Below are 12,029 nucleotides of genomic sequence, written 5' to 3' on the forward strand. Positions count from 1 at the left end.
CGCGCGTCAACGGGTTCGCTCAATCCGGCTTCAATGAGGTCGCGCACAGCGCCAAACCCGACCCTCAGCGACGCGCGACCTCACAGAACCCTCCAGATTTCAGTTTCGCTGGAGATGTGATTCACATAGCCGACCTCTCCGGCGCAGATGCCAGTGCGGCGGCGCAACTGCGGCCTCATGCTGATCTTGAAATCTGCGTGCTCGTGCCCTCGGCGGAATGTCTGTACGATATGCCGGCAGCGCTTGATAGCCTGCCTGCCGAAACGTTCTTCCTACTCAATCGCTGCGACGATACCCGGCGGCTTGGACGGCACGCAGCCAGCTTTGTGCGCGAACTGCTTGGCCCCCGGTTGATCGCCACCGTCCACGCCGACGAAGCGGTGGCAGAAGCGGGTGCGATGATGCAGCCCCTTGCGCGGCATTCTCCGGCCAGCGCAGCTCTTGCCGATATTGCAGCCATTGCCGCACGGATTGCGGTGCTTGGCATCCCGGCCTTGTCCACTGAGACACCTGACAGAAGCAACGCCGCATGAACCGCCTTTACCAAAAGCTTGCGCCATGGTTTGCTATCGGTGCTGTGATCTTTGCGGCGATCGTCGTGATCGGCGTTCCGCTCGATCTGCACCAACAGTGGTTGATGGCTGGTGGCACTGTAATCGGCACGATGATCCTTTCGCGCCGTGGTTCGCGCAGGGCTGCGCTGACGCTGGGTATCCTCGCGATCCTCACGTCATCGCGCTACATGTTCTGGCGCACCACGCAGACGCTGCAGTTCAACACCCTCCCCGAATTTCTGTTCGGCAGCGGGCTATATCTGGCCGAGCTTTATGCATGGGTTCTCCTGCTGCTGGGCTTCTTACAGACAAGTTGGCCGCTTGAACGCCCGCCGGTGGAGATCGAGGGCGAGCCGCACCAGTGGCCGACCGTAGATGTCTATGTGCCGACCTACAACGAGAGCCTCGATATCGTCCGCAACACGGTCTACGCAGCGATGGACATGGATTATCCGGCGGACCGGTTCCGGGTTTACATCCTCGACGATGGCCGCCGCCCCGAATTCCGCGCCTTCGCCCGTGAGGCGGGCTGCGGCTACATCACCCGGGACAACAACCTGCACGCCAAGGCCGGCAATCTCAACGCCGCGATGAAGAAGACCGATGGCGAACTGATCGCAATTTTCGATTGTGATCACGTGCCCACGCGTTCGTTCCTGCAACTCACCCTGGGCTGGTTCCAGAAGGACACCAAGCTGGCGCTGATGCAGACGCCGCACTTCTTCTATTCGCCCGATCCGGTGCAGCGCAATCTGGCACCCGTGCGCGATATGCCCGGCGAAGGCGATCTGTTCTATAACCCCGTGCAGGACGGCAACGACCTGTGGAACGCCACATTCTTCTGCGGATCGTGCGCTGTGATCCGCCGCGAAGCGCTGATGCAGACCAACGGCTTTGCGGGCGAGACGGTGACCGAGGACGCCCACACCGCGCTCAAGCTTCAGCGCATGGGCTGGAACACCGCCTATATCTCGGCGCGCCTTTCTGCGGGGCTCGCCACCGAACGCCTCGTCGTCCACATCGGCCAGCGCATCCGCTGGGCGCGCGGGATGACGCAGATCATGCGCATCGATAACCCGCTGATGGGCAAAGGCCTGAAGTGGCAGCAACGGCTTTGCTACCTCAATGCCATGCTGCACTTCCAGTTTCCGCTGCCGCGCATCGTGTTCCTTACCAGCCCGCTGGCCTATCTGATCTTCGGTCAGAACATCATTCAGGCCTCGGCCTCGCTGATCTTCGCCTATGCCCTGCCCCACCTGTTCTGCTCGCAAGTGGCGTCGGAACGGCAGCAGGTTGGCTGGCGGCGTCCGTTCTGGGGCGAGATCTACGAGACGATCCTGGCCTTCCACCTTGTCGCGCCCACGGTCATCACGTGGTTCCAGCCACGCAAGGGCAAGTTCAACGTGACCGACAAGGGCGGATTGCTGGATCGGACCTATTTCGATTGGGCCATCGTCAAGCCGCACCTGATCACGGTAGGCCTGCTGGTGAGTGGAATGCTGCTCGCGATCGGCAAGTATCTGTTCTTCCCGCAATACTTCAACGTCCAGCTTGATACGCTGGCGCTCAACCTTGCCTGGGCAAGCTTCAGCCTTATCCTCCTGCTCGCCGCCGTATCCGTAGCGCGCGAGACGCGGCAGGCACGGCAGGAAATCCGCCTTCAGGCTCGGTTGCCGGTCACCGTCCACTTCGCGTCCGGCCACGTCGCCAAAGGTGTGACGTCAGACATCTCAATGGGCGGTGCAGCATTAGACCTACCCACTGGCGCTGCTCCGCTGGATGTGCCTGTCACGCACGTCATCCTTTCCACCGGGTCGGAAAACCTTGCGATCCGCGTAGATCAGGTGCGCCGCCGCGACGGTTTTGTCTCGGTCAAGTTCCTGCCGCTGGAAAACATCGCCACGCGCCAGCTCGTACGCGCCATCATGGGCCGGGCCGACGCTTGGCAGCGCACCGCACCGCCAGAACGCGTCGCAGGGCTACGCTCGCTTCAGGACATAATCGTGATCGACGCCATGACCGTCAAACGTGCCCTACGGCTCAACTTTGCCGAGCGCCGCGCACTGAAAGCTGAAGAGGCCGCAAACGCCAAGGCTGCTGCAGCATCTGCAGGAAAGACGACCGGCTTTGCCGCAGCGTCTCTCGCCAAGGCCGCCGGTCTGGCGCTTGCGCTGGCCACAGCGGGATACGTCATGCTGCCTGGCGCTGTTCGCGCCGCTCCAGCGGTCGCCCCGGCAGCCGCTACCACATCCGCGCCAACCACCGCCCTCAACGCCGAACGCCTCACCTTCAAGGACTTGCGCATCCGCAACGCGATCCGCCTGCAGGGCACACGCGGTGAAATAAGCATTCCGTTTGGCCTTCGTCAGGATCAGGTAGTCAGCGCGGCGTCGATCACGTTGCAGACGGCATGGTCCCCGGCCCTGCTGGGTGACAGCAGCCAGCTTGTGGTGATCGTTAACGGCGAAGTGGCGCAGATCGTGCCGCTGCGTTCGGAGAATTCGGGCGGGCAGGTGATCACCGTTCCGGTCAACCCGGCGCTGTTCCTTCCCGGCGACAATCAGCTCAACCTGCGCCTGATCGGCCACTACGCGCGCGATTGTGAAGACCCGTTCAGCAGCTTGCTTTGGGCCAATATCAGCAATACCCGCTCATGGCTCGATCTCACCACGCAGCATCTGCCGTTGCGGCCAGACCTTTCCCGCCTGCCCGCCCCGTTCTTTGACAAGGGCATCAACTCCGCGCTCAAGGTGCCCTTCGTCTTTGCGGCCCAGCCCCGCGCCGGAGAGTTGGAATCCGCCGCCCCCATCGCATCGTGGCTCGGCAGCCTCGCCAGCTATCGCGGCTTTGCGTTCAAGCCTGCGTTCGGCGAAATCCCCATGGGCAACGCGGTGGTCTTCCTCAATCGCAACGGCGCGATGCCCGAACTCGGCCTTGCCGTCACCGGCCCATCGGCGGCGGTGATCGCCAACCCACGTGACAAGACCGGTACGCTGCTCGTCATCATGGGTCGCGACAACGCCGAACTACGCCTTGCCGCCAGCGCCATCGCCACCGGCAAAGGCGTGTTCGGCGGCACGCGCATGAGCTTTGACGGCGCGCGGATCCCCACATGGCCCCGCTATGGCGCGCCACGCTGGCTTAGCACCGACCGTCCAATCCGCATCGGCGAACTGGTGGAACCTTACGCCTTGCAAGGTATGGGGCTTCCTCCCGGCCCGCTGACCGCGCGCTTTCGCGTGGCGCCCGACCTGTTTTTCTGGCCGCGCCAAGGTGGCGAGATCGACCTGCGTTACCGCTATCCGGTTGCCAACTGGCTTGATCGCGACGCCTCACGCCTCGATGTTTCGCTGAACGGCCAGTATCTCAAAACCCTGCCATTGTCGGGCAACTGGTGGACCGGCCTGTTCGGCACGAAGGGTGCCGCCAGCCACGACAGCGACCAAAGCGTCGTCCTGCCTCGCTACGCGTTGTTCGGCCAGAACGAAATCGTGTTCGATTACAACCTGATCGTGGCGAACAAGCAGAAATGCACCGGCATGTTGCCTGATAACGTGCGCGTCTCGGTCCTGCCGCAATCGGTGATCGATCTGACCGATGCTTACCACGGCATCGAAATGCCCGACCTCGCGCCATTTGCCGGCGCAGGCTACCCCTTCACCGTGCGCCCTGATCTTGCCGAAACAACGGTTATCATGTCTGGCGCGCCTTCGGCCGCATCGGTCGAGGCATTCCTTGGACTGATGGGCCGCTTTGGTGATGCCACCGGCGCGGCCGCTACCGGCGTTACCGTGACCGACCGGATCGAGCCTTCGCGCCTTGCCGATCAGGACATCCTGGTGATCGGTAATTCGTCACTGGCTGGCGCTGACCAGTTCTTTGCAAGCGCCCCTGTCCGCTATGAAGGCGGCGCGCTCAAGGTCGCACAGCGCTCCCCGTTGCAATATGTCGGCGCGCTGTTGAGCAACCGCGAAGAGGCTGACCCGGAAGACGTCGCTGCCATCGTGCAGAGCGCCCGCGCCTTCTCTGGCATCGCCAGCTTCCGCTCGCCCTATGCCAACGACCGCACCGTCGTCGCCTTGCTGGCGGATGACGTGCGCCAGTTGCCGCTGCTGGTCAATGGCATGGCCGATCCAAAGATTAATGCTCAGATTCAGGGCGATCTCTCGGTCACGTCTGGCGATGGCATGGCCAGCTATGCGGTCGGGCCGACCTATTGGGTAGGCTCACTGCCAGTCTGGATGAAGGTGGCTTACTGGTTCAGCAAGCGCCCGCTGCTAATGGCGCTGTCCACGCTGCTGCTAGCCCTCCTGCTGACCGGCCCTGCTTATCTGTTCTTCAGCCGTCAGGCCAAGGCGCGGCTTGCGACCAATGATGAGAAGGACGCCTGATATGCGCCTGATGCAAAGCTCGGTCCGGCTCGGACTCATCGCCGCGCTGTTGGCCGGAGTGGCAATTCCGTCGGTCGCGCTGGCAGAAACCCCGGCGGTCAAGGCGCTGCTGGATCAGGCAACCTACTGGCGCAGCAAGGGGCGCAACGATCTTGCCGATCAGGCGCTGCGGCGCGCCCGTGCAATTGATCCGACAGCCAAGGAAGCGGCACCCGCGCGGCCCAAGCCGGCGCCCGCTCCCGCACCAGCCCGCGCGCCCGCATCGGCACCGAAGGCGGCTGCGCCTGTCACAAAGGCCCCACCTGCCCCGCGCAAGGCCCCTGCACGTCCAGCCACCGCAACTGCCGGAACCGCCCGTGTCGCCGGATTTTCCGCGCTCGATTCCGGCGATCTTGTCACTGCTGCCACGCGCTTCGAACGCGCGCTTGCCGCCAATCGTAACGATGGCGATGCGCTTGGCGGCCTTGGCATCGTGCGTCTGCGGCAAAGCCGCTTTGCCGATTCACGCGATCTGCTCGAACGCGCCTCACGCCTTCCAGGTGCAAGCCGTTGGGCCGACGCTTTATCCTCTGCCCGCTTCTTTGGTGGGATTGAGGACGCACGCGAAGCGCTCGGCAAAGGCTACCTCGACAAGGCGCAAGCCATTGCCGAAGATACCGTGCGCCTCGGCTATGCCGATCCGCAGCCCGCGCTCGAATTGCTGGCGCAGATCTATGAAAAGCAGGGCCGCTTTGCTGATTCCGCCGACCTGTACCGTCAGGCAAGCGCTGGTGGTGGGGCTGACGAAGCCCGCCTTGCCAGCCGCGCTGCGCGTGGTCGTGCGCTAGCCGCCATGGCGCGTGGCGACGACTATGCCGCAGAACAGGAATTTCAGGGCGGATTGCTGATCGATCGCAACGATCCGTGGATCCGCTATGAATTCGCCCGCTTCATGATCGGTCGCGGACGCCGCGCCGAAGCGGAATCGCTGGTGGCCTCGCTTTCGCAATCGACCGATCCCGACGCGCTCTATGCCGCCGCGCTGATCAACAAGGATCTCGGCAACCTGCTCGCCGCCTCTGCCCTAGTAGAACGCGTGCCCGAAAGCCGCCGCAGCCCCGCGATGCGCAACTTTGCCCTCTCGATCAAGATCGAGGCGGCGATCTCCCGCGCCAAGGCTCTTGCCGAAACCGGGCAGAAAGCCGGGGCTGTATCGGCCCTGCGCCAAATCGCCAGCCAGCCCTCGCTACCAGCCGCTCGCCGCGCCGAAGTGGCGAGTGCGCTCTATGAACTGGGCAACGAAGCAACCGCCGCAAGTCTCGCCCAATCCGCTCTTGATGGGGACATTACGGATCTGGGCGGATACGACGCATTGGTGCGCGTTCTGGCAGCTACCGGGCGCGATGACCTTGCCCGCGCTGCACTGCAAAAGGCATCCGCGCTCGGTGGCTCCTCGCCCGATGCCCAGCGTGAAGTCGGGCGCATGTCGGCGGGCCTTGCCATTGCGCAGGCAGACCGGATGCGTCTTGCCGGCCAGTTCGCCCCTGCATTCGATCTCCTCCAAGGCGCTTGGAACGCTGCGCCTGAAAATGCCGAAGTGCTATCTGCCCTCGCCCGCCTTTACCAAAGTGGCGGAATGCCCGCCCGTGCCGCGCAATCCTATCAACTCGTGCTGGTCCGCGAAGCGCGCAACCGCGAAGCCCTGCTCGGCCTTGCCCAATCGGCACAGGCAGCCGGTGACCGCGATCTGTCAAAGCAGGCTGCCGACCGCGCCTTGACCGCCTATCCAAACGATTATCAGGTCCTCCTCACGCTAGCCCGTGTGGCGCAGGATCGGGGCGACAAGGGCACTGCGCTGCGCCTGCTGAAGGAAGCGCGGGAACTCTACGCCCGCCAGAATGGTGGCACGACAGACATTGCGCCCGGCGCCAATCCCTTTGCCGCCATGCCCGGAACGGCTGACAGCAACCCCTTCCGCGCACAAGTCTATGCCGCCCCCGCTCCCGCAGCGGTCAATCCCTTCGCACTGGGGAATGGCACTCGCCTGCCTTCGGCCCCGGCCAGCGGCGGTTTCACCAGCCCTGCCTACACCCCGCAAGCCTATGCATCAGCCATGCCTGCTGCCCCGGTCCCATCCGTTGCCATGCAAGCGCCCTCTGGCTGGGGTGGCGTTCCCGCAGGCTCGTTCGGAATGCCCGCGCCCACGGCACCAGCGCCGGAAATGGCCTACGGCTCTGCCATCCCGACCGGCCCGGTCGATCCCGTCCTTGCCTCCATCGCATCTGACATAGAAACGCTGAGCGAGGATTCCCGCCCCAGAGCCGATCTCCAGACCGGCTACCGCAGCCGCAAGGGCGAGACCGGCCTCAGCGCACTGAGCGAACTCAAAGGCACCGCCGAATTTTCGACAGGCCTTGCCGGCGGTCGCGTTCGCGCCCGTGCCGAAGCGGTTGTGATCGATTCCGGCCGCCCCACCGGCTCTGGCCTCTCGCGCTTCGGCCAGAACGCCACGATCGAAGCTCAGGCCATCGTCGATGAAGAACGCGCTGTGCTGGAGCCAGCACAGACGCAGCAGGCCTCAGGCGTGGCTTTCACACTCGGCTACGCCGATAGCACCGTACAGGTCGAAGGCGGCACCACGCCGCTTGGCATGGGCGAAACCAAGGCCACGTTCCGCGCCGCCATCACCCCGGAACTTTCTCCCGGCGTTCAGGCCAAAGCGTGGGTCGAACGCAAGCCAGTCACCGATTCCATCGTCTCCTACGCCGGAACGCGCGATCCGGTGACGGGCGAACGCTGGGGGCAAGTCATGCGCACCGGCGGCGGCGGCGGCTTTTCCTATGATCGCAACGGCAGCGGCGTTTATGGCGAAGCGGCCTACAACCAATATCGCGGCACCAGTGTGCGCAACAATCGCGGGATTGAGGCCAACGTTGGCGGCTATCTGCGCCTAATCAAAGGCGAACGCTCGCAACTGACGGGCGGGATCAACGCCAATTATCAGACCTACGACAACAACCAGAACTACTTCACATACGGCCACGGCGGCTATTTCAGCCCGCAAAGCTTCCTCTCCATCGGCTTCCCGATCAACTACACGCTGGAAAGCGAAACGCTGGATATCAAGGCCAACCTGACGCCCGGCTTCCAGAGCTTCAGCCAGGACGAAAGCGCGCTTTACCCAACCGATCCGGCGCTGCAGGCCAATCTTGATGCGCTGAAGGATCTCAACACTGATGTAAGGGCGCGGTACGACAGCCTGAGCCGCACCGGATTTGCCATCTCGGCAGGTGGTGAGGTTTATTACAAGGTTTCGCCCAATACGCAGGTAGGTGGCAACGTTTCGTTCACAAGCTTCGGACAATACGAGGAATTCCGCTCGCTGATAGGAATTCGGCAAGCCATTGGAGGAACCCGGTGATCCAGATGCCCCTGCGCGAAGCCTTTGGCAGCACCCGCTCGCCCGGCGTTCCGCTGATCCTATCCGAAGTGGTTGCAGAACTGTCAGACGCAGCTTCGGCGCAGCAGATTGCAGGCTTCGGCTTTGCGCTGGGGCAGCGTCTGGCGGCACGTTTGCGGGTAGATCAGGTCACGGACCTAAACGACCTTGAGATGCACCTAAACCGCCTCTGGAGCGATCTGGGCCTTGGTGAATGCCGCCTGCGCGCCGAAGAAATGGCGCTGGTCGTTGAACATGATCCGGGCCTCATGCGCCCGGACGTGCTTTCTCCATCGGCTCGTCCCCTTCTTCTGGAAATGCTGCGCGGTGCCTGCGATGCCTGCTTCCGCGCCCTCGGCAGCGCGCCGGGCGTTCAGACTTCTGCGGCGTGGCATGAACGGACCATCGAACTGCGTCATGGCCTTTGATTCCCTGCGCTTTGATCGGCGCGAATTCGTTCTTGGCGGCATGGCCGTGCTGACCGCTGCCTGTGCCAAGGTTCCCAATGGCAACGCCAAACCGCGCAAAGGCTTCTGGGCCGAATTCCGCGACCGCTTCATAACGCCGGTCGGGCGCGTGATCGACAATGGCAATGGCAACATCAGCCACAGCGAAGGCCAAGGCTATGGCATGTTGCTGGCCTGCCTGAACAATGACCGCGAAACCTTTGATTCGCTTGCCAGATGGACATTTGAGACATTGGCACGTGACGACATGGCACTCCACGCATGGAAGTATGATCCGCGCGAAACCGTCGCCGTGGCCGACCGCAACAATGCAACCGATGGTGACATCCTGATTGCATGGGCGCTCGCCCGCGCAGCCAAGCAGTGGAATAACTCCGCCTATGCCCGGCGCTCAGCGGAAATCCGCAGCGCGATCCGCACGCGTCTGGTGGTGGAGCGGGCGGGCCATCTGGTGCTGCTACCGGGTCTGGAGGGCTTTGCCGATGCGCGCCGCACGGTTATCAACCCGTCCTATTACATCTGGTCCGCGCTTGATGCGTTCGCCGCGTTGGATGGGGATGCCGTCTGGGCGCCGGTGATTGATGATGGCGTAAAGCTGCTAACAGCAGCGCGATTTGGCCCGCTGGCACTACCGGTGGATTGGTTCGAACTGGCAGCAGATGGCAAGCTCTCCCCCGCCACTGACAAGCCCGCACGCTTCGGCTTCGACGCGATCCGCGTTCCGCTTTACGCCAGCGCAGGCCGCCGCATGGCGGTGGCCGAAACGGTCGTGACTTGGTGGCGCGGTCTCTTGGCAAGCGGGGCGCAGGTGCCAGCATGGATCGATGTGCAATCGGGCGAGAACGCTCCCTACGCACTTTCGGCAGGTGGAATGGCCGTGCTCGCACGCACGCTGGGAACCACACAGCCCGATGCGCTGGCGCAGGACTACTATTCGGCCATCCTGCAACTGCTCAGCCGCAGCCTTGACTGAGGCAACTGGAAAGCTCTCGTATCCGCCTGCCGCCGAATTACATGACAAGGCGCTTTGGCTTCCGTCATCTGGCGGTCGCTTGAATGCCCAACAAAGGAGTCGAGCGGACGGCTTTGCCCACCTAAGGTTCAGGTGAAGCAGAGGAGATTTTCAATGCAGCCAGGCCTGTTCCCCCACCGCATCACACTCGCCGCCTTCGCTCTGGCCGCAGTTGCGTTGCCGGCCACCGCATCGGCGCAAGTGGTCAAAGTGCAGTCCAACCCAAACGCGCTGCTGCTTGATTCGGCTGAGGTGAAGGCCGGAACGGACATGATTTTCCTGTCGGGGCAGCTTGCCTCGCCGATTGATCCCACCAAGCCCGGCACCACTCTGGCAGACTATGGCGATACCAAGACGCAGACGATCAGCGTGCTGACGAAGATCAAGTCACTGCTCGAAGCGCGCGGCTATACAATGGCTGATGTAATCAAGTTGACGCTGTTTGTTGCGGCAGATCCGGCGCTGGGCAAAATGGACTTTGCAGGTGCCAACGATGGCTTCAAGATGTTTTTCAAGACGCCTGAGAACCCGACAACCGTTGCCCGCTCAACCTTTCAGGTCGGTGCGCTTGTCGCGCCGCAGTTCCTGATCGAGATTGAAGCGATTGCCGCGAAGAAGCGCTGACCGAAAGCTGGATCAGACCTCTGCCCATTGACGCAGCAGGTTGTGGTAAACTCCGGTCAAGCGAACAATCCCCGGATCGCCCTGCCCTACTTGCTGCCCAAGGGCCTGAATCGCCTGATCCAGCTCAAACAGATTTGCGCGCGCCGCGTCATCGCGCACCATCGACTGAATCCACAGGAAGCTGGCAACCCGCCGTCCCCGCGTAACAGGTTGGACCATGTGCAGCGATGACGAGGGGTAAAACACCGCATCCCCTGCTGCGAGTTTGACCGTCTGCGCACCGAAGCGTGTTTCGATAGTCAGTTCGCCACCGTCATAAGCTTCCGGGTCTTCCAGAAACACCGTCATCGACAGATCACAACGCACGCGCCAGTCAGTGCCTGCGCGCAGACGCATGGCGTTATCGACATGGAGGCCATAAGTCTGCCCTCCCGCATAACTGTTGAACATGGGCGGATAAATGCGGTTCGGCAGCGCGGCAGCGATGAACAGCGGATTGGCTGACAGCGCGGCAAGGATCATGCGGCCACCTTCGCGCGCCGCGTCGCTGTCCTCAGGCAATTGCAGGTTCTGCTTTACCAGCCGGGCTTGATGACCGGAAGTGGCATTGCCATCCTCCCACTCCGCCGCATCGATCAGCGAGCGCAGGGACGAAACCGTTTCTGGCCCCAAAAGAGCGGGAATGGGCAACAGCATGGCGGTGCCTCAGGCTGACTTCAGCACGAACGGAATTTCGACCACGCCGCGCACTTTCACCGGCGCGCCGTTGCGCGATGTAGGCTGCCAGCGCCAGCGTCGTACCGCCGACAGGGCGGCATCGTCGAGCCGCGCAAAGCCGCTGCTCTTTGCCACCGAGATCGCTTCCACCGCACCGTCAATCCCCAGGATCAACAGCAGTTCCACCGTGCCCTGCTCCTTGCGGCGGCGGCATTCAACCGGATAGCGCGGCGGGCTTCCCGCAACCATGCGCGCACCCAGCGAATCCGAACTGACGATTGAAGGCGGCGCGGGCGGCACAGGAGGAGCCGGAGGCGCAGGCGGTGCGGTAATCGCCGCCGTCTGCATCAGTGCCGGAGCATCAGCCACCGCCAACACCAGTGGCTGCGTCACCGGGGTGGCCAACTGGATCGGCGGCGGAATGATCTTGGTTTCAAGCTTGCGCTGCTGCGGCTTTTCCGGCTGAGCCGCAGGTGGTGGGGGCGCAGGCGGCGTCAGATTGACCGCAACCAGTCGCTCTTCCTTTTGCACGCTTGCCTGATAGCCGAGACCCAAGAGGACCGGCAGCGCCGCGAGGTGAACGCCAACCGCCAGAGCCATGCCTGAGAAGCTGGACTTGCGCCCTTCGCCATAGCGGCCACCCGATGGCACATAGGCGGCTGCGGGCGTGACAACGCACTCCTGATCGGCGGGCGACCCGTCAAGCCAATCGGCCGCAACGAAGGTTTCGCGTTCCAGAAACATGTCCGCACTCCAACTGCGAATCAGTGGCAAAAGCAAGAGCTATTTGCAACGCATTCGCATTATAGGGAATTGACACCGGTCAAAACAAGCCAGTGATTGCAC

At 63.0% G+C, this 12,029-nt stretch carries 8 protein-coding genes; 6 read left to right on the forward strand and 2 right to left on the reverse strand.

The annotated features are described in order from the left end of the window. The 6 genes from B7X90_RS05470 to B7X90_RS05495 form a co-directional block, all read left to right on the forward strand. On the forward strand, positions 1-533 hold a 533-nt coding region (locus tag B7X90_RS05470), incomplete at its 5' end, for a cellulose synthase operon protein YhjQ/BcsQ (protein ID WP_292622443.1). After that, positions 530-4,945: a UDP-forming cellulose synthase catalytic subunit gene (gene bcsA / locus B7X90_RS05475; RefSeq protein ID WP_292622445.1), complete on the forward strand. Its 4,416-nt coding sequence runs from the start codon at positions 530-532 to the stop codon at positions 4,943-4,945. The genes B7X90_RS05470 and bcsA, both read left to right, overlap by 4 nt. A gap of 1 nt (position 4,946) precedes the next feature. After that, positions 4,947-8,345 carry a cellulose biosynthesis protein BcsC gene (locus tag B7X90_RS05480; RefSeq protein WP_292622446.1) on the forward strand — a complete coding sequence of 1,133 codons (3,399 nt, stop codon included), beginning with the start codon at positions 4,947-4,949 and terminating at the stop codon, positions 8,343-8,345. Next, complete coding sequence (locus tag B7X90_RS05485) at positions 8,342-8,791, forward strand: hypothetical protein (protein ID WP_292622447.1); 450 nt, start codon at positions 8,342-8,344, stop codon at positions 8,789-8,791. Before B7X90_RS05480 ends, B7X90_RS05485 begins: the two co-directional genes overlap by 4 nt. Next, positions 8,781-9,803, forward strand: coding sequence for a glycosyl hydrolase family 8 (locus B7X90_RS05490; protein WP_292622448.1), 1,023 nt, complete (start codon positions 8,781-8,783; stop codon positions 9,801-9,803). The genes B7X90_RS05485 and B7X90_RS05490 overlap by 11 nt, the downstream gene beginning before the upstream one ends. A gap of 153 nt (positions 9,804-9,956) precedes the next feature. Next, positions 9,957-10,466, forward strand: a complete 510-nt coding sequence (locus B7X90_RS05495) for a Rid family hydrolase (protein ID WP_292622450.1) — start codon at positions 9,957-9,959, stop codon at positions 10,464-10,466. Between the two features lie 12 nt (positions 10,467-10,478). Here the strand turns inward: B7X90_RS05495 and B7X90_RS05500 are convergent, their stop codons facing one another. Together B7X90_RS05500 and B7X90_RS05505 are read right to left on the reverse strand one after the other, a co-directional pair. After that, positions 10,479-11,162 (reverse strand): Fe2+-dependent dioxygenase, encoded by a 684-nt coding sequence (locus B7X90_RS05500; RefSeq protein WP_292622452.1) that lies wholly within the window; start codon positions 11,160-11,162, stop codon positions 10,479-10,481. A 9-nt stretch (positions 11,163-11,171) separates the two neighbouring features. Beyond that, on the reverse strand, positions 11,172-11,927 hold the full coding sequence (locus B7X90_RS05505; protein ID WP_292622454.1) for an energy transducer TonB: 756 nt from the start codon (positions 11,925-11,927) through the stop codon (positions 11,172-11,174). Between the last annotated feature and the right edge of the window lie 102 nt (positions 11,928-12,029).

This window comes from Novosphingobium sp. 17-62-19, assembly GCF_002256775.1.
GTDB lineage: Bacteria > Pseudomonadota > Alphaproteobacteria > Sphingomonadales > Sphingomonadaceae > Novosphingobium.